This window comes from Amycolatopsis sp. NPDC114478 (genome assembly GCF_055633805.1).
In genome coordinates, this window is the sequence record NZ_JBVKDO010000004.1 from 444,297 (window position 1) to 462,451 (window position 18,155).

Annotated in this window: 18 protein-coding genes; 6 read left to right on the forward strand and 12 right to left on the reverse strand. The window is 72.0% G+C overall.

The features are described from left to right. Position 1 precedes the first annotated feature (1 nt). From ACZ7OH_RS14830 to ACZ7OH_RS14875, 10 genes are all read right to left on the reverse strand, one after another. Positions 2–601 (reverse strand): GTP-binding protein, encoded by a 600-nt coding sequence (locus ACZ7OH_RS14830; protein WP_400896539.1) that lies wholly within the window; start codon positions 599–601, stop codon positions 2–4. After that, the gene (locus tag ACZ7OH_RS14835; protein WP_364447434.1) at positions 579–926 is read right to left on the reverse strand and encodes a DUF742 domain-containing protein; all 348 of its coding nucleotides are present in this window, start codon (positions 924–926) and stop codon (positions 579–581) included. The genes ACZ7OH_RS14830 and ACZ7OH_RS14835 overlap by 23 nt, the downstream gene beginning before the upstream one ends. After that, the gene (locus ACZ7OH_RS14840) at positions 926–1,360 is read right to left on the reverse strand and encodes a roadblock/LC7 domain-containing protein (protein WP_361087652.1); all 435 of its coding nucleotides are present in this window, start codon (positions 1,358–1,360) and stop codon (positions 926–928) included. The genes ACZ7OH_RS14835 and ACZ7OH_RS14840 overlap by 1 nt, the downstream gene beginning before the upstream one ends. Further along, on the reverse strand, positions 1,357–4,110 hold the full coding sequence (locus ACZ7OH_RS14845; RefSeq protein ID WP_470281273.1) for a sensor histidine kinase: 2,754 nt from the start codon (positions 4,108–4,110) through the stop codon (positions 1,357–1,359). The genes ACZ7OH_RS14840 and ACZ7OH_RS14845 overlap by 4 nt, the downstream gene beginning before the upstream one ends. A gap of 25 nt (positions 4,111–4,135) precedes the next feature. Continuing rightward, positions 4,136–4,924: an ABC transporter ATP-binding protein gene (locus ACZ7OH_RS14850; RefSeq protein WP_470281274.1), complete on the reverse strand. Its 789-nt coding sequence runs from the start codon at positions 4,922–4,924 to the stop codon at positions 4,136–4,138. Beyond that, positions 4,921–5,859 (reverse strand): ABC transporter permease, encoded by a 939-nt coding sequence (locus tag ACZ7OH_RS14855; RefSeq protein ID WP_470281275.1) that lies wholly within the window; start codon positions 5,857–5,859, stop codon positions 4,921–4,923. The genes ACZ7OH_RS14850 and ACZ7OH_RS14855 overlap by 4 nt, the downstream gene beginning before the upstream one ends. Then, complete coding sequence (locus ACZ7OH_RS14860; protein ID WP_470281276.1) at positions 5,856–6,869, reverse strand: ABC transporter substrate-binding protein; 1,014 nt, start codon at positions 6,867–6,869, stop codon at positions 5,856–5,858. Before ACZ7OH_RS14860 ends, ACZ7OH_RS14855 begins: the two co-directional genes overlap by 4 nt. 612 nt (positions 6,870–7,481) lie before the next feature. Continuing rightward, positions 7,482–9,344, reverse strand: coding sequence for a glycosyltransferase family 39 protein (locus tag ACZ7OH_RS14865; RefSeq protein ID WP_470281277.1), 1,863 nt, complete (start codon positions 9,342–9,344; stop codon positions 7,482–7,484). Positions 9,345–9,651: 307 nt separating this feature from the next. Further along, on the reverse strand, positions 9,652–11,163 hold the full coding sequence (locus ACZ7OH_RS14870) for a sensor histidine kinase (protein WP_470281278.1): 1,512 nt from the start codon (positions 11,161–11,163) through the stop codon (positions 9,652–9,654). After that, positions 11,141–11,890: a response regulator transcription factor gene (locus ACZ7OH_RS14875; RefSeq protein ID WP_033261680.1), complete on the reverse strand. Its 750-nt coding sequence runs from the start codon at positions 11,888–11,890 to the stop codon at positions 11,141–11,143. The genes ACZ7OH_RS14870 and ACZ7OH_RS14875 overlap by 23 nt, the downstream gene beginning before the upstream one ends. 175 nt (positions 11,891–12,065) lie before the next feature. Here ACZ7OH_RS14875 and ACZ7OH_RS14880 point away from each other — a divergent pair, with 175 nt between their 5' ends. The 4 genes from ACZ7OH_RS14880 to ACZ7OH_RS14895 all read left to right on the forward strand — a co-directional run bounded on the left by ACZ7OH_RS14880 (position 12,066) and on the right by ACZ7OH_RS14895 (position 14,847). After that, complete coding sequence (locus tag ACZ7OH_RS14880) at positions 12,066–12,719, forward strand: hypothetical protein (protein WP_470281279.1); 654 nt, start codon at positions 12,066–12,068, stop codon at positions 12,717–12,719. Positions 12,720–12,823: 104 nt separating this feature from the next. After that, entirely contained in the window at positions 12,824–13,978 is a 1,155-nt protein-coding gene (locus ACZ7OH_RS14885) for a sensor histidine kinase (protein ID WP_470281280.1), read from the forward strand. Then, complete coding sequence (locus ACZ7OH_RS14890) at positions 13,975–14,640, forward strand: response regulator (RefSeq protein WP_470281281.1); 666 nt, start codon at positions 13,975–13,977, stop codon at positions 14,638–14,640. Before ACZ7OH_RS14885 ends, ACZ7OH_RS14890 begins: the two co-directional genes overlap by 4 nt. A gap of 9 nt (positions 14,641–14,649) precedes the next feature. Further along, on the forward strand, positions 14,650–14,847 hold the full coding sequence (locus ACZ7OH_RS14895; protein WP_400896558.1) for a hypothetical protein: 198 nt from the start codon (positions 14,650–14,652) through the stop codon (positions 14,845–14,847). On the opposite strand, the gene ACZ7OH_RS14900 is transcribed toward ACZ7OH_RS14895, so the two are convergent. Continuing rightward, positions 14,837–15,283 carry a nitroreductase family deazaflavin-dependent oxidoreductase gene (locus tag ACZ7OH_RS14900; RefSeq protein ID WP_470281282.1) on the reverse strand — a complete coding sequence of 149 codons (447 nt, stop codon included), beginning with the start codon at positions 15,281–15,283 and terminating at the stop codon, positions 14,837–14,839. The genes ACZ7OH_RS14895 and ACZ7OH_RS14900 overlap by 11 nt on opposite strands. A 127-nt stretch (positions 15,284–15,410) precedes the next feature. Here ACZ7OH_RS14900 and ACZ7OH_RS14905 point away from each other — a divergent pair, with 127 nt between their 5' ends. Both ACZ7OH_RS14905 and ACZ7OH_RS14910 read left to right on the forward strand, forming a co-directional pair. Next, positions 15,411–16,082 carry a TetR/AcrR family transcriptional regulator gene (locus ACZ7OH_RS14905; RefSeq protein WP_470281283.1) on the forward strand — a complete coding sequence of 224 codons (672 nt, stop codon included), beginning with the start codon at positions 15,411–15,413 and terminating at the stop codon, positions 16,080–16,082. A gap of 38 nt (positions 16,083–16,120) precedes the next feature. Then, a complete protein-coding gene (locus ACZ7OH_RS14910) occupies positions 16,121–17,641 on the forward strand; it encodes a 3-hydroxyacyl-CoA dehydrogenase (protein ID WP_470281284.1) in 1,521 nt (506 codons plus the stop codon). Here the strand turns inward: ACZ7OH_RS14910 and ACZ7OH_RS14915 are convergent. Next, positions 17,631–17,990 (reverse strand): L,D-transpeptidase, encoded by a 360-nt coding sequence (locus ACZ7OH_RS14915; protein ID WP_470281285.1) that lies wholly within the window; start codon positions 17,988–17,990, stop codon positions 17,631–17,633. The genes ACZ7OH_RS14910 and ACZ7OH_RS14915 overlap by 11 nt on opposite strands. Positions 17,991–18,155 lie beyond the last annotated feature (165 nt).

Consider the following 18,155-nt stretch of genomic DNA (forward strand, 5'->3'; position numbering starts at 1 on the left):
CTCAAGCCCCCGCGCCCGCCTGGGCACGGGCCTTCTTGAACGTGTTGTGCAGGACCGCCAGCAGGGCGTCCCGCACCGAAAGCTTCTGCCGGGCGTCGAACGTGATCAGCGGGACGTCCTCGCTGACCGCCAGCGCCCACCGCACGTCGTCCAGGTTGTGGCCCAGGGATCCGTCGAACATGTTCACCGCCACCACGAACGGCAGGCCCGCGTTCTCGAAGTAGTCGACCGCCGGGTAGCAGTCGTCCATGCGGCGGGTGTCCACGATCACCAGGGCCCCCAGGGCGCCGTGGACCAGGTCCTGCCACATGAAGCCGAAGCGGTCCTGGCCCGGCGTGCCGAACAGGTACAGCTTGACCTCGTCGTCGATGGTGATGCAGCCGAAGTCCAGCGCGACCGTCGTCGTGGTCTTGGCCGGGACGTGGCCCGTGCGGTCGACGTTCGCCGCCACCGACGTGATCGCCGCCTCCGTCGTCAGCGGCTTGATCTCCGAAATGGCGCCGACCGCCGTCGTCTTGCCGACGCCGAAGCCGCCCGCGATGACGATCTTGACCGGGGCCGGTGGGCGGGGCGCCGCCTCAGTGAATGGCTTCGAGTCCACGAATGACCCTTTCGATCATGCCGAGGTCTTGCGACGTGTGGTTCGCCGGCCGCCGGACGACGACGTAGCCCAGCTCGGCGAGGTCGGCCACCAGCACGCGGGCGACGCCGATGTGGAGGCCGAGCATGGCCGCCACCTCGGCGACCGACATGGTGGTGCGGCAGAGGGAAACGATTTCCTGCCGTTCGAACGTGAGCTTCGGGTGCGACGCCGCGCCCAGGCGGGACGTCATGACCTGCGCCTCGATCTCCAGGCTCTGGTCGACCGGCTGGGCCCGTCCCGAGGTCATCAGGTACGGCCGAAGCAGCGAAGGTTCTTCGGTCATCACGAACCCACGGTGTTCTTCAGCTCCTCGATGAGCCCCGGCGTGAGGACCTCGGTGGCGCGGTTGGCGAACATCGCCATCTCGTAGGCGATCGTGCCGAGGCTCGCCTGCTTGTTGGCCAGCACGCCGAGCGAGCAGCCGATGCTGATGGTGCAGACCAGCAGGTACCCGTGCTCCAGCTCGATGATCACCTTGTCCGGCGAGCCGAGCGGGTGGCTTTCGGAGACGCCGTGGGCGAGGCCGAGCATGGCGGAGGAGATCGCGGCGAGGCGGTCGGCGTTGGACCGCTCGAGCTCCGACGACATCGCGATCAGCAAGCCGTCGGCCGAAACCGCGATGGCGGCGATCGCGCCCGCCGTGTGCTGCGCGAAGCGGCTCACCAGCCAGTTGAAGTTCTGGGCTTCGACACTGACGCCAGCTGCGGGGATGCTCATTTCCTGCTCTCTTCTGCTCGTTCCGTCATACGACCGGCGACCACGCCTCGCGGCGGGCTGTCTGCCGTCACCACGTCCGCCTTGGCGAGGCCGGCGGCGAACGCGTCGAACGCCGCTCGCTCGGCCGCCGGGTCCCGCCTGGTGCGGTTCACGACGGCGCGGGCGATCGGCCTGCCCGCGGGCTGCTGGCGCAGTCCGGGGGCGAGCTGGGCACCCGGGACGCGGCGGACCAGGCCGTCCCGGGACTGCGGGGTGGCCGGGACGCCGGCCGGCGGGGTCGCGACGCGGTGCGACGCGGGCATCGCCGAGTCCCCGGGCACGCGCACCGGCAGCGACGCGCCGTCGCCCGGCGCGGGCACTGGTGCCGTCACGACGGTCGGCGGCGCGGACGGCGGGTCGTGCTCCATCGCGCTGACCTCGGCGGCCTTCGCGAAAGCGCTCTCGAACCCGTCCATGGCGGCCTTGGTCGCGTCCGGGTCGTGCCGCGGTTTCTCCCCGGCCACCGGCGCGGTCGTGCCCGGGCTGGGGAGCTGCGCGCCGCGGACGCGCCGGCGCAGGCCACCGCGGGACTCGGTGTCCGGTTCGGCCGCGGGCGGCTCGGCGGGTTCGGTGTCCGGCCACACCGGTTCGAGCTGGTTGAACCAGCGGAAGCCGTTGGCGCGCGGGATGTCGAGCAACGCCGGGATCGCCGGCGCCGGCAACGGCTCGGCCGGCCGCAGATCGTCCGAAGTGGACACCGCGACAGTGGACACCGCGACGGCCTCCGCGGGCCGCGCGTGGACCGGGGTGGGCGCCTGCGCCGGGATCGACGGTGTCTCCCTCGGCGGCCGCAGCCCGGAACGGTGGCTGAACAGCGACGGCGGGATCGTCAGCCGCGCGGTCACACCGCCGGTGGTCGGCGTCGCGAGCAGTTCGACGCGCAGGTCGTAGCGCCGCGCGAGGCGGCCGACGACGAACAGGCCGAGCACGCTGGTCGGCGCCAGCTCCAGGCGTTCGCGCTCGACGAGCCGCTGGTTCTCCTCGGCCAGCTTCTCGGCGGTCATGCCGATGCCGTGGTCGACGATGTTCACCAGGCAGGAGCCGTCGGCGAGGATCATCGTGTCGACCTCGACCACCGACCCCGGCGGCGAGAACGACGTCGCGTTCTCCAGCAGTTCGGCGAACACGAGCACCAGGTCGGCGCCGAGGGCCGACGACAGCAGGATCTCCGCGACGACCCCGAGCTTGACGCGCTGGTAGTCCTCGATCTCGGCGAGCGCGGAACGCAGGGCCGTGGACAGCTCGATCGGGCCGGCGATCCGGGCTTCGTCACGGGTGCCGGACACCACGAGCAGGTTGTCGGCGTTGCGGCGCAGGCGGGTGGAGAGGTGGTCGAGCCGGTAGAGGCTGGCCAGCAGCCGGGTGTCCTGCTCGTTGCGCTCGACCTCGTCGATCAGCGCGAGCTGGCGGCCGACGAGGTTCTGCGTGCGCTTGGCGACGTTCGCGAACATCAGGCTGGTGTTGCGCCGGGTGAGCGCCTGCCGTTCGACCAGCTCGGCCGCGGTGGTCTGGACCCGGTTGAACGCGGCGGCGAGCTTGCCCAGCTCGTCGCTCGAGACGACGTCGATGGTGGCCAGCCGCGGGACCTGCTCCTCGGCCTCCTCGGTGTCGGTCACGCGGACGAGCTCGGTGCCGGCGAGGTCGGCGACCGACGTCGCCGCCGTGGTCAGCCGCCGCAGCGGCCGGGCGATCGACCGCGAGACCGCGACGGCGAGGAAGGCGACCAGCAGGAACAGCAGCCCGGCCCCGACCCCGACCGTCCAGGCCAGCCGGGTGCCGGCGTCGGCTCGCCCGGTCGCCGCGTCGGCGATCTCGCCGGTGACCCGCTCCTGCACCAGTTTCCGCTGGCTCGCCTGGCTTTCCGACGCGGTGAGGACGTCGGTGACGTACCGGGTGGTGGCCGCCGGGTCCCGCGGGTTGCCGATCTGGGCGGCGAGGTCGTCGATCCGGCGGCCGGCTTCGCTCTCCTCGACGTTGACGACGAGCGCGGACTGGCCGCGGTCCTCTTCGTCGTCGGCCTGCTGGACGAACCGCTCGGTGAAGATCGGCGCCTGCTGGGTCGCGTCGTCCAGGATGGACCGGCCGGCGTCGGGCGAGACCGCCGTCACGATCAACGCCATGCCGCGCAACGAGTTCTCCTCGTTCGCGCGCAGCAGCGCCTCCAGCGCGGTCAGCTCGCGGGTGCCCTCGGCGTCACCGGTCAGCTGCGGGACGAGCCGCAGCGAGTCGATCACCGCCCCGATCACCGCGTGGTAGGTGCGGGCGACGCTGTCGAGCGCGACGCCGCGCAGCTGCGCGTTGTGCCGCAGCTCGTTCAGCGACCCGATCCGGGTCAGGGCCGCGGAAAGCTCGTCCGGCGCGTCGGCACCCAGCGACGACCGGACGTTCTCGACCGCCGCGTCCACCGCCTTCTGCTGCTGGAGCATCTGGTCGGGGGGCATCGACGGCGTCGCGACGAAGGCGCCGGTGAGCAGCCGTTCGCGCTGCAGCTGCCAGACCAGGCCGCCGAGCTGCTGGGTGTGCCGCGCCACCGTCGCCGACTGCGTCGCGGCCACCGCGCTGTTCGCCTGGGTCAGCACGTACGGCACCGACACCAGCACCACCGCGGCGAGCGGGGGCACGAGCAGCAGGTTCAGCTTGCCGCGAATGCCGAGCCGGGCCAGGATTCCCCCGCCGCCGGCCCGTTCCGCGGTCGCCCCGCCGTGCCTCATCCCGCCACCTTCCCGTCTTCCGTTCTCACTCGACCGCGGCCACCCGGCTCACGTGCCCGCGGTGCTGCTCCCGGACGAGGTCCTCGATCCGGGCGTGCAGCGCGAGGAACCGCGGCTCGCGCTTCACCGCCAGGTCCCGCTCCGCCGGCAGCGTCACCTCGACGTCGGCGGCGATCCGGCCGGGGTCGGAGGCGAGCACCACCACCCGGCCGCCCAGGAAGACCGCTTCCTCGACGTCGTGGGTGACCATCAGCACCGTGGTGCCGGTGTCGGCCCACACCTGGCGGATGAGCACCTGCATGTCCTCTTTGGTCTGGACGTCCAAGGCGCCGAAGGGTTCGTCCAGCAGCAGCACATCCGGTTCGCAGGCGAGCGCCCGCGCGATCGCGACGCGCTGCTTCTGGCCGCCCGAAAGCTGTTTCGGCAGCGACTTGCGCACGGCGTGCAGGCCCGTCTCGGCGAGGTACCAGTCGACGCGCTTGGCGCGCTCGGCCGCGTCGACCGGCAGCAGCTCCAGCCCGAACGCGACGTTCTTCTCGACGCTGCGCCACGGGTACAGCGCGCCCGCCTGGAAGACGAGCCCGCGGTCCGGGCCGGGGCCGGTCACCGGGACGCCGTCGAGCACGATCTCGCCCTCGGTCGGTTTGCCGAGCCCGGCCACCAGCGAAAGCAGCGTCGACTTGCCCGAGCCGCTCGCGCCGACGACGCAGACGAACTCCCCGCGCAGCACTTCGAGGTCGACGCCGTCGAGCGCGCGCGTCACCTTGCCGCGCACGGTGTAGTCCTTCGCGACGTTCCGCAGTTCCAGCGTCATGCCGCCCACTTCCCGACCCGCGTGCGCAGCAGGCGCAGCAGGACGTCGATGGCCAGTCCGCCGAGCCCGATGACCACGAGCACGGCGAAGATCTGGTCCGTGTACGTGAACCGCGACGCGCGGACGATCCGGTAGCCGAGACCGGCCGAGGAGTTGATCAGCTCGGCCACGACGACGAAGTTCCACGCGGCGGCGGCGTTGACCCGGATCGCGTCGATCATGCCCGGCAGCGAGTGCGGCACGACGACCTTGCGCAGCACCTCGCCCCGGCGCGCGCCGAGGGTGTAGGAGACGTCGATGAGCGCGCCCGGCACACCGCGGACGACGTCGGCGGTCATCAGCGTGTTGAAGAAGACCGTCCCGATGAACAGGATGGCGATCTTCGACGGCTCGCCGAGGCCGAGCCAGATGATCAGCAGCGGGATGAAAGCGCTCGCCGGCAGGTAGCGCAGCACGCCGATCAGCGGCTCGAAGAACGCCTGCCCGGCGGAGAAGCTTCCCATGACGATGCCGAGCGGCACCGAAACCAGCACGGCCAGGCCGAAGCCTTCGAGCACCCGCTGGGTCGTCGTCCAGAGGTCGTCGAAGAGCTGACCGCTGCTCGCCATGTCGACCCCGGCCTTGAAGACCGCGACCGGGGACGGCAGGTACGTCGAGTCGACGGCCCCGGTGACGGTCAGCCCGACCCAGGCCAGGAGCGGGATGGCGAACGACAGCAACCCCAGCCTCCAGCGCGCAGCCGCGGAAATGGGCGTGCGCAAGGAAAGGAGCGCCGACACCGGCTTCGGGGCGGCCCGGCGCGGCAGCGGCGCCCACGCTGGGCGGCCCTCGCCGGACTCGTGGGCTTCGGCGAGCCGCTGCTCGGCTTCCAGTGCCTCGGCGGCCCGTTCGTCCGCCGAGGCAGGCTGGGTGGTGCGCTGGGTCGGACCGGTCACTGCGGCGCGGCCTTCACGAACTGGTCGTCGAACACCCCGTCCAGCGACGGCCGCTGCTGGGCGAGGCCGGTGCTGGTGATGAAGTCGATGATCTTGTTCGCCTGGAAGTCCAGGTGCTGGGCGGTGACGCCCGGGGTGAACGCGTCGATGTTCTGCTGCCGCGTGAAGATCGTGGTGCCGGCGTCGTAGCTCTTGTAGTCGGTGTCGGAGACCCCGCCGCGCTTGGCCATGATCCCGATGGCCGCGGCCTTGTTGTTCTTGATCCAGGTCAGCGTCTCGAACCAGGTGTTGACCAGTGCCTGGACGTCCTTCGGGCGCTCCTTGACCAGCTTCTGCGACGTGACGAGGTGGTCCGGGATGGCGCCGGGGAACTCCGCCGACGTCGAGATCGCGCGGCTGCCCTTGCGCTCCAGCGCCGTCGAGGTGAACGGCGCGAACGCGGCGACCGCGTCCACCTGGCCGCTCTTGAACGCGGCGGCCGCGGCGTCGGTCGGGAGGTTGACGAGCTCGATGTCCTTTTCGGTCAGCTTCGCCTCCTGCAGCGCCAGCAGCAGCAGGTAGTGGTCGACGGCGCCCTGCTCGACGGCGACCTTCTTGCCCTTGAGGTCGGCGATGCTGGTGATGCCGTCGCGGGCGATGATCTTGTCGTTGCCGGTGGAGTTGTCGTTCACCAGCACGATCGACAGCTTGGCGCCGCCGGACGCCGAGGAGAGCGTGTCGTTGAGGGTCTGGCTGTTCGCGTCGATGGCCCCGCTGGACAGCGCGTTGATGCTGTCGGTGTAGTTGTCGAAGTACTTCAGGTCGACGTTCACGCCGTTCTTCGCGAACAGTCCCTGTTCCTGCGCCACCTGCCAGGGGAACCAGCCCGGCCAGGCGCTGAACCCGAGGGTGATCTTGCCGCCGGTGCCGGAGGCGCCGCTGTCGCTGCACCCGGAAAGGGCGGTGACACCGGCCAGGGTCAGCAAGGTCAGGAGCACCGTCAGCAGACGGGGGCGGGAACGGGAAATCACAACGAACTCCAGGTTGCGGGGGAAGTGGAGTGGTGCCGACCAATGGGGGAATTGCGGTGCTCGAAACTACGACCGGTGACGACGAGAAGGGTGGTCGGGTCGAGCGGCGCCACCGCGCACGGTCATCGCTGCTCTCTTCCAGTCGCGCCTGATCGGGTCATGGCGAGAGAACAGGACCGGGAGCACCCCCAAAACCCAGCACTCAGCGCGCTGGGTCAGCCACCCCTTGTCCCTCTCCCGGCGGAGAGCCTAGCGAGTAGCACAAGATCCCCACAACGCCTCGGCAGTGCATCCGAACGAGTGACCATCAACCGTGTCAACCAGCAACATCGACAACTTCGACGATCGAGGACCCCCGTGTTTCTGTCGGCCGCCCGGCCAAGATCGCGGCCGCGAGCGCGTGCAGTTGCACGGGCCGTAGTCCCTCGTCGTTACGCCGCCCCGTGATCATCACCGAGGGCTACTCGCGGGAGCCGAACAATCGTTCGCAATCCACCGTTGACCGAGACCTCGTTCGAACAGGTGTGCGCCTCCATCGTTAGCGCACCGGGTTCGGGGCCACGAATGATTCCTCGACTGTTAACACGCCTGAAACAATCGGCCGAATTTCGATCAATTGACCGATTTTGTCAGGTCGTAAATCGTCGTGCCGCCGACGGTCATCGGCGCGAAGTTCTGTTCGACCCAGGACGTGATCTCGCCCGAGGTCCCGCGGCCGCCGCCGAAGCCACCGCGTCCGCCGGCGACGAAGTAGCGGATGTCGCCGGCGGCGACGTACTGCTGGAACCGCGCCAGCGTCGGCGCCGGGTCGCTGCCGCTGAAGCCGCCGATCGCGAGCACCGGGCGACCGCTCGCGAGCGCCAGGCCGGCCGACTGCATCGCGCCGCTCTGCGCCGCGGCCCACTTCGTCGTCGTGCCCTTCAGCAGGTCGATCACCGCGGCGTCGGTCTGCCCCTCGCCGAAGCCGCGGCCGAACCCGCGTCCACTCGCGACGGACGGGCCGGACGACGGCGTGCCGCCGGAGTGCGCGGTCGCCGCGGTGGCGACGGTGAAGGACGCCGTCCCGAGCAGTGCGCCGACCAGGCCCACCGCGGCCACGACCGGACCCAGCCGCCGGATGCGGTCGGCGCCGAAGAGCAGTGCCAGGACGGCGGCCGCGCCGAGCACGAGCAGCGCGTAGCGGATCCCCGGCTGCCAGTCCGGCGTCCGCGCGAGCAGCACGAACCCCCACACCGCGGACACCGCGAGCATGACGGCCAGCACCGCGCGGGCCGCGAAGTTCGCCCGGCCGCGCCAGAGCTCACGCGCGGAGATGCCCAGCGTGCCGGCGATCCCGGGGGCCAGCGCGACCGTGTAGTACGGGTGGATGATGCCGCTCATGTAGCTGAAGACGAGCGCGGTGACGACCAGCCAGCCGCCCCACAGCAGCAGCGCGGCGCGGGTCCGGTCGGTGCGGGGCGCGCGGCGCGTGAACCACAGGCCGGCGACCAGGCCGAGGACGGCGGCGGGCAGCAGCCACGAGGCTTCCCCGCCGAACTCGCCGCTGAACAACCGCGTCAGGCCGGTTTGACCCCCGAAGCCACCGAAGCCGCGGCCGCCGGCGCCGGCCGGTGGGGTGGACGTCCCGCCGCCACCGCGGCCCTCACCGAAGATCCGGCCGAGGCCGTTGTAGCCGAAAGCCAGTTCCAGCACGGTGTTGTCGGTCGAACCGCTGATGTACGGCCGGTCGGCGACCGGCCACAGCGCGACGGCCGCGATCCACCAGCCCGCCGAGACGACCACGGCCCCGGCCGCGGCGAAGAGCTGACCGATCCGGCGCCCGAGCGACGTCGGCGCCGCGACGGCGTACGCCAGCACGAAGGCGGGCAGGACGAGGAACGCCTGCAGCATCTTGTCGAGGAAGCCGAACCCGATCGCGACCCCGGCGAGCGCCAGCCACATCGTGCTGCCGCGTTCGAGCGCGCGCACGACGCAGTAGGCGCCGGCGACGAGCAGCAGCACGAGGAAGGCGTCGGGGTTGTCGTAGCGGAACATGAGCGCGGCAACCGGCGTCAGCGCGAGCGCGGCACCCGCGAGCAGGCCGGCTGCGGGCCCGGAAAGCCGGCGCACGGCGAGGTAGAGCAGCCCGACGGACGCGACCCCGGCGAGCGCGTTCGGCACGAGCAGGCTCCAGCTGGAGAAGCCGAAGATCCGGCCGGACAGCCCCATGACCCACAGCGAGAACGGCGGTTTGTCCACGGTGACGACGTTGCCCGGGTCGAGCGATCCGAAGAACAGGGCCTTCCAGCTCCACGTGCCGGCCTGGGCGGCCATGGCGTAGAAGTTGTTGGCCCAGCCCGTCTTCGCCAGGTCCCACAGGTAGAGCAGGCCGGTCCCGACCAGCAGCGCGGCCACGGAAGGGTTGACCCACCGCGGTTTCCGGACGGCTTCGGGAGCGGGCTGCGCGTGTGCGGGCGCCGACAGCGTGGTCGTCATGGGCTTCACCGTGTCGGCGCCGCATGTGGTGAACTTGTGCCGAAGCTGTGCGTCAGCTGTGCATCGGCTCCGATCGAGTGGTGAAGGTCATGGCGGAGACGAGACCGGGACGGGCTGCGGAGCCGGCCTCGCCTGGCTCGCCACCGGAGCGCCACGCGGCACAACGGTGGTCAGCGTCGAGCGTGACCCCGGGCGGCACGCGGCCGCGGCGGCGCCGTTCGACATGCTCGTCCTGGACGGCGGCGGGCAGGGCAAGGGGCGGAGCCGCCGCTGGAACCGAGCCGCTGGCTGCGGCCGTCGAGCGTGCTCACGCGGGCGCCGGCGCCTCCAGGAACGTGATCTCGAACTCCGTCCGCCCCGGCCGGCTCTGCACCCCGACGCGGCCGCCGTGCACGCCGACCACCGCCGCCACGATCGCCAGCCCGAGGCCCGTGCTCCCCGCCGCCCGGGAGCGCGAGTTGTCCCCGCGGGCGAAGCGCTCGAAGACGTCGGGGAGGACGTCCGGCGGGATGCCCGGGCCGTCGTCGGCCACGTGCAGCCGGACCACTCCGTCCGATGTGGACAGTGTGGTCGTCACCGTCGTGCCCGCCGGGGTGTGCGTGCGCGCGTTGGCCAGCACGTTGATCACCACCTGGTGCAGCTGGCCCGCGTCGCCGAGGACGCCGAGCGGCTCGCCCGGGACGTCCATCAGCCACTTGTGGTCCGGGCCCGCGACGTGCGCGTCCGCGACCGCGTCGGCCACCAGCCGGCACAGGTCCACCCACTCGTGCACCACCGGGCGCCCGGAGTCCAGGCGCGCGAGCAGCAGCAGGTCCTCCACCAGCGTCGTCATCCGGCGCGACTCGGACTCGACGCGGCCCATTGCGAACGCGACGTCCGGCGGCACCTGCTCGCCGCTGCGCCGGGTCAGCTCGGCGTACCCGCGGATCGCCGCCAGCGGCGTGCGCAGCTCGTGGCTCGCGTCCGCGACGAACTGGCGGACGCGGTTCTCGCTCGCGTGCCGCGCGGTCAGCGCGTTCGCGACGTGCTGCAGCATCCGGTTCAGCGCCGAGCCGACCTTGCCGACCTCGGTGCCCGGATCGGTGTCGGCCTCGGGAACCCGTTCCGACAGCGCGACTTCGCCGCGGTCCAGCGGCAGTTCGGAGACGCGCGTCGCCGTCGCGGCCAGCCGGTCGAGCGGCTTCATCGTGCGCCGGATCGTCGCCGCGCCCACCGCGCCGGCCACCAGGATCCCGGCGAGCGCGACGCCGCCGAGGATGAAGCCCAGCCGCCAGAGCGTCTCGTTGACGTCCTTCAGCGGCAGGCCGATGACCGTCTTGTCCCCGCTGCGCGAGATCGTCGACACGACGCGGTATTCGCCGAGGCTGCCGCCGAGGTCGATGCTGCGCTGCTTCCCGTCGGACGGCACCGCCAGCAGGGTCAGCACCTGGGCCGTCGGGATCGCCTTCAGCGGCGGACGGCGCTTCGACGGCGTCCCCGCGCTGAAGTCGAGCACTCCGGCTTGCGCCTGGTTGCCGGTCTGGACGACCGCGAGCGTGCCGTCGCCCTGGCCGAGCACGCGCAGCGGGTCCGGCGGCGGCGCCTCGCCGTAGGGCCACGGCGGGCGTTCCCCGCCGTGCGCGGCGCGGTCGGTGGCCGCCTTGAGCCGGTCGTCCTGCTGGCGCACCAGGAACTCGCTCAGCGCGAACTCCGTCACGACGCCGACGACCACGCACACCAGCGCGAGCAGCGCGGCGAGCTGGACGATCAGCCGCCGCCGCAGCGACCACGGCCGCCGCACCCGGAACCGCCGCCGCTCAGCCCGCTGGCTTGAGGACATACCCGGCGCCCCGCATGGTGTGGATCATCGGCTCGCGGTCGGCGTCGATCTTCTTGCGCAGGTAGGAGATGTAGAGCTCCACGATGTTGGCCTGGCCGCCGAAGTCGTAGCTCCACACGCGGTCCAGGATCTGGGCCTTCGACAGCACGCGCTTGGGGTTGCGCATGAGGTAGCGCAGCAGCTCGAACTCGGTCGCGGTGAGCGGCACGAGGTCGCCGCCGCGGTGCACCTCGCGGCTGTCCTCGTCGAGGGTGAGGTCGCCGACGACGAGAGTCGACCCGCTCGCGCCGGTCACCCCGCCGGCCCGGCGCAGCAGCGCGCGCAGGCGCAGCGCGACCTCTTCGAGGCTGAAGGGCTTGGTGACGTAGTCGTCGCCGCCCGCGGTGAGCCCGGCGATGCGGTCCTCGACCGCGTCCTTCGCCGTCAGGAAGAGCACCGGCAGGTTCGGTGCCTCGGACCGCATCCGCCGCAGCACTTCGAGACCGCTGAAGTCGGGGAGCATGACGTCGAGAACGACGGCGTCGGGCCGGAAGTCGCGCGCGATCCGGACGGCCTCCGTGCCGTCGCCCGCGCTGCGCACCTCCCAGCCCTCCATGCGCAGGGCCATCGACACGAGCTCGGCCAGCGTCGCCTCGTCGTCGACGACGAGGACCCGCACCGGGCTCCCGTCGGCGCGGCGCAGGTCGGCCTTGCCAGGGCCGGGTGACGTGGCGTTCATAGCGGTCATAGTGCCATCTTCTCGGCGGGTCTTCAGTGCTCACTGTGACACCGCTGTGCGTTTCCTGTGAAGGTCCTTCGTTCGGGTAAGGGAGCCACAGCACGCGCTGACGGCGCGCACAGCTCAAACACAGCCACGGCGGCGAACCTGGCCTGGACCAGTGTGGGCACCACCGGAGGACACGATGACGACCGAGCCGAACACCCCGCCGCCGAGCGAGCCGGCCCCTGCCGCGAACACCCCGGCCTGGGGTGAGCCGGCCCCGGCCAACTGGGGCGACCCGGCCCCGGCCACGCCCAAGAAGGGCTGGTCCGGCAAGAAGACGGCGATCGCGGCCGGCATCGCGGTGGTGATCGCGGCCGGCGGTGGCGCGGCGATCTGGGCGGGCACGAGCAGCGCGGACAACTCGGCCCAGCAGGGCGGCCCGGGCGGCTTCGGCGGCGGCCAGTTCCCCCGCGGCGGCCAGGGCCAGGGCTTCCCGGGCGGCGGGCTGGGCGGCGGCATGGCCGCGCTGCGCGAGGCGTTGCACGGCGACTTCGTGGTGTCGAACGGCAGCGGCGGCTACACGACGGAGCGGCTGCAGACGGGCGACGTGACGGAGCTGAGCGCGACCTCGGTGACGCTGACGAGCAAGGACGGCTACAAGCAGACGTACACGCTCAACGACTCGACCCAGAAGACGGGCAACGTGAAGCAGGGCGACACGAACGTGACGGTGGTGGCCAAGGTCGAAGGCACCACGGCGACGGCGACCACGCTGGGGCAGGGCTTCCAGCCGGGCCAGCGCCAGCCGGGCCAGCGCCGCGGCGGGGAGTATTCGGCCCGCCCGACGAACTGAGCCGGGAGGCTCCCCGACCAGGGAACGCCCCATGCCGCGTCCCCTCCCGCCGCATCGGGGCGTTCCCGCCCATCCCGCCCCGCGACTAGGGCACAGTGGCAGCTGTGCACGACATCAGCGGCTCCCTGCGACGCCAGTCGCTGCTGGTCGCGCTCGTCTGCGTCGTCTGCGATGCCGCCCTCTTCGGCCTTCGCGCCCCGCTCGCCGAAGCCGGCTGGCGGGCCTGGGCCGTCCTGCTCGGCGGGGTCGCCGTCAACGCCGCCCTCGCCGGACCCGCCCGCTACTCCGGCTGGGTCGCCCTCGCGCACGCCGTCCTCTTCGCCGGCGCGCCCCTGCTGCTCTGCACCTGCTCCGGCTACGTCGTCGGGAACAACGCCGGCATCCTCATCGCCGGCTACCGGGCCGGGGCCTGGCTGCGCCCGAAACCCGCCGTCCTCGCGCTCCTCGCGTTGCTCGCCGGCGTCGTCGCCGGGTGCCTCGAAGGCGGCGGCCGTACCGCGTCCGACTGGCGGCTGACCGCCATCAGCGTCAGCGTCAGCGGCCTCCTGCCGTGGCTGGTCGGCCGGTACACGACGGCCCGCCGCGCCTACATCGCCGACCTCGAACGCGCGGCCCACGAACGCCGCCAGCACGAAGAAGAAGCCGTCAAACGAGCCGTCCTCGAGGAGCGCACGACCATCGCGCGCGACCTCCACGACGTCATCTCCCACCACGTCAGCGCCATCGGCGTGCACGCCGGCGCGGCCCGGCTCGGCCTCCCCGACGGCGACGGCCCGGTCCGCAAGTCCCTCGGTGCCGTCGAGTCCGCGAGCCGCTCGGCGATGGCCGACCTGCGCCGCCTCCTCGACCTGCTGCACGCGCAGCCCAACGCCGAACAACCCGGCCTCGACAACCTCGACGAGCTCGTCGAGACCGTCCGCGCGGCCGGGCTGCCGACCCGGCTGACCCTGCGCGGCGAACCCCGCGACCTCCCCGGCTCGCTCGACGTCGCCCTGTACCGGATCGCCCAGGAAGCCCTGACCAACGCGCTGCGCCACGGCGAAGGGCCGGTCGAGGTCGAGCTGCACCACGGCCGCACCGAGGTCGTGCTCACGGTGACGAACGGCCTGCGCACCGGCCGCGGCCCGCAGGAACAGCACGCCCACCGCGGCCTGGCCGGCATCCGCCAGCGCGTCACCCTGTTCGGCGGTCAGGTGTCCTACGGCGAGACCGGCGAGCACTGGCAGCTGCGCACGACCTTCCCGGTGGAGAGCACATGATCCGCGTCCTGCTGGCCGACGACCACGCGATGTTCCGCTCCGGGATGCGCGCGCTGCTCGACACCCAGCCCGACTTCACCTGCGTCGGCGAAGCCTCCGACGGCCGCGAAGCCGTCGCCGAGACCGCCCGCCTGCGCCCGGACGTCGCGGTCCTCGACGTCCGGATGCCCCGGCTCGACGGCCTCGCCGCGACCGAAGCCATCCTCGCCGCGCCGGGCAACGACACCCGCGTCCTCGTGCTCACGACCTACGACGCCGACGAGTACGTCTACCGCGCGCTGCGCGCCGGGGCGAGCGGGTTCCTGCTGAAGAGCCTGGCGCCGGAGGAGCTGGTCGCGGCGATGCGGGTGGCCGCGCGCGGGGACGCGCTGATCGACCCGTCGGTGACGCGGCGGCTGGTCGCGAAGTTCACCGCGGTGCTCGAACCCGCGGCCGCCGAACCCCCCGAGCTGGCCCGGCTGACCTCCCGCGAACGCGAAGTCCTGCTGCTGATCGCCAACGCCTGCAGCAACGCGGAGATCGCGCGGCAGCTGCACGTCGGCGAGGAGACGGTCAAGACGCACGTTTCGCGCGTGCTGAGCAAGCTCGGGCTCCCCGACCGCGTGCACGCCGTCGTCTACGCCTACCGCCACAAACTCGTGCCGGACGGGCGACCGGCCTAAGCTGGGCCGATGAGGCGGTGGATCACCCTCGCGGTCGGGGTCGTGCTCGTGCTGGTCGGCGCCGTCTGGGTGCTGCAGGGCATCGGCGTGATCACCGGCAGCTTCATGACCGGCCAGAAGCTGTGGTTCCTGATCGGGCTGGCGGCGTTCCTCGTCGGCGTGGTCCTGGTCGCGGCCAACCTGACGCGGCGCAAACCTACTTCGTGAAGATCTCGAAGATCGGGTAGCCGGGCGCGATCTCGCGCAGCTTCTCGTCCGACGCCTTCGCGTCGACGCCGTCGAAGAACACGCCGACCTCGAACTTCCAGCGCTTGAGGTACGCGCGGAGGATGCCCGGCTTCTCGTCGTCGGCCAGCTCGCGGAACGTGAACTCTTCGACGCGCTTCCCGACGCGAAGCGTGCCTCCGCCGGCGACGCGCAGGTTGCGCACCCACTGCGTCTCGCCACGCGGGGCGACGAGGTAGCGGACGCCGTCGACGGTCAGCAGGTTGACCGGCACCGACCGCGGCTCGCCGCTCTTGCGCCCGACGACGGTCAGCACCCGGCTGCCCCAGACGCTCACACCCAGGTTCGTCAGCTTCGCGACGACCTCGTTGAACGTGCTGGTGGCCTTCTTCGGCTCGATGTAGCGGGCGGCGGTCATGGTGTCCTCCGGGAGTTTGGGAGAGCAGTGCTCTCGGTTAGGAGCAGTGAACACCCGAGCGCCGCTCTCTGTCAAGAGCAGTGCTCTCTATTTTGGGCGGCGCTCTCGTCGTGGCACACTGATCCCCATGACCGCGACCCGGACCGCGCGCGAACGAGCCCGCGCCGAACTCACCCAGGAGATCAAGGACGAGGCCCGCCGCCAGCTCGCCGACGTCGGCGCGCACGGGCTTTCGCTGCGCGCGGTGGCGCGGGAGCTGGGCATGGTGTCGTCCGCGCTGTACCGGTACTTCCCCAGCCGCGACCGGCTGCTGACCGACCTGATCGTCGACGCCTACAACGCGATCGGCGAAGCCGCCGAGAAGGCGGACCCCGGCCAGGGCGCCCCCCGGGAACGGTGGCTCGCGATCTGGCAGGGAACGCGCGACTGGGCGCGCGCGCACCCCCACGAGTACGCGCTGATCTACGGCTCGCCGATCCCCGGGTACGCGGCGCCGCAGGACACCGTCGTGCCGGCCGCCCGCGTCGCGCTCGCCCTGGTCAAGGTGCTCACGCACACCGAGCTGCGGAACATCGACGGCGAAGTCCCGCCCGAGCTGCGCACCCAGGCGGAAGTGCTCACGAAGACCCTCGGGATCGTCGCCGGCCCCGAGACCGTGGCCCGGCTACTGATGGCGTGGACCCAGCTGTTCGGCGCGATCAGCTTCGACCTGTTCGGCCAGTACGTCGGCAGCGTCGACCCGGCCGACGCGTTCTTCGCCCACTCGGCGAAGCGGATGGCGGAGTTCGTCGGCCTCTAGGCTGGGGCGGAAGTCCAACGGCGGAAGGCGGGCGTGACGTGACGGGGTGGGCCGGGAAGGTCGGCAGGATCCGGGTGATCGGCACCGGGGTGATGGGCCGCGGGATCGTCCAGCTGGCCGCGACCGCGGGGGTGACCGTCGAGCTGGCCGACGTCCGCCGCGAGGCCGTCGCCGAGGCGGTCGAGCACGTCGGCGCGATGGTGGACAAGCTGGCCGCCAAGGGCAAGCTCGACGACCCGGCGGCGGTGCGCGCGCGGCTCGTGCCGGTGGACGCGCCCGACGCGCCCGCGGACGGCGTCGACCTCGTCATCGAGGCCGTGCGGGAGGACCTGGCGACCAAGCGGGCCCTGTTCGCCGGCCTCGAGCGCGTCTGTCCACAAGAGACGATCTTCGCGACGAACACCAGCTCGCTGTCGGTCACCGAGATCGCGGCCGAGCTCGCCGACCCCGGGCGCCTGATCGGCCTGCACTTCTTCAACCCGGTGCCGCTGATGCGCCTGGTCGAGGTGGTCCCGGGCACGCGCACGCACGACTGGCTGCCCGGCGAGGCGCTCGAGCTGGTCCGGAGCTGGGGCCACGAACCGGTGCTGGCCAAGGACGCGCCGGGCTTCCTGGTCAACCACGCCGGCCGCGGCCTGAACACCGAGGCGCTGCAGATCCTCGCCGAGGCGCTGGCCGAGCCCGCCGACGTCGACCGCGTCGCACGGGAAACGCTCGGCCTGAAGCTCGGGCCGTTCGAACTGCTCGACCTGACCGGCCTCGACGTGTCCCACGCCGTGCTGGAAAGCATCTGGAGCGGTTTCCACGGTGACCCGCGCCTGCGCCCGTCGTGGCTGACCCGCCCGCGGGTCGCCGCCGGGCTGTTCGGGCGCAAGAACGGTTCGGGCTTCTACGACTACGCTGACGGGAAGCAGCAGCTCGCCGATGAGCCGGCCGCGCCGCCGAAGCCGACGAGCCCGGTGTTCACGGCGGACGAGCACCTCGCCCGCGTGCTGTCCGCGGCCGGCGTGCAGGTGGTGTCGGACGCTTACCCGGACACGGTCATGCTCGTCCCGCTCTACGGCGAGTCCACAGTGGACGCGGGGACCCGGGCCGGGTTGCGGCTGGACCGCGTCGCGGGCGTCGATCCCCTGGGCGGCTACGAAAGGCGCCTGACGATGTCCGTCCACCCGGGACTCGACCCGGCGGCGGGGCGCGCGGCGTGGGGCGCGCTGGCGGCGACCGGCCGGCCGGTGACGGTGGTCCGCGACGGCCCGGCCCCGATCGCCCAGCGGCTCCTGGCCTCGATCGTCAACACGGCGTGTTTCATCGCGGGCCAGCACCTGGCGACGCCGGCGGACATCGACACGGCGGTCCGGCTCGGCCTCGGCTACCCGCGCGGCCCGCTGGAGTGGGGCGACCTGGTGGGCGGCGACATCGTGCTGCGCATCCTGCGCGGCCTGGCCGCGAGCACCGGTGACCCGCGGTACCGGCCGAGCCCGTGGCTCACCGAGCGCGTCGCGCTCGGGCTGCCGCTGACGTCGGCCGGCACCACCCCGGCGGACCTGCTCAACGGATGACCTGAACCTCGTCACCCTTGTCCAGCGAGGAGAAGAACTTCAGCGACGCCCCGGCCGAGAGGTGCACGCAACCGTTGGAGTACTTGCTGAGGCTGCCCTCGTGGAACGCGACGCCGTTGTAGAAGAACACGGAGTTCGGCATCGGCGCGTTGTCGAACTCGCGGCTCAGGTGCAGCTTTTCCTTGTAGAGCACGTGCCACGTGCCCACCGGGGTGGTGCTGCCCTTCTTGCCGGGCATGATCTTCACCGGGCCGTAGACGATCTTGCCCTCGTCGAGCAGCCAGGCCTGCTTGCCGGAAAGCGAAACGCAGGCCTTCGCGGTGATCGTGCACGGAACCCCGGGCGCCATCGTCGGAACCGGACGTCGGCGGTCTGCCCCGCCGAGCAGGCGGTCAGCACCGCCGCTACGACCAAAGTGGACAGACCGGCCAGCGCGCGCCGAATGCGCATGTGTTCCCCCAGAAATCCGTGGTTCCCGCTCTCTGCCACCAAGACGCGCGACCGGCGGCGAGGT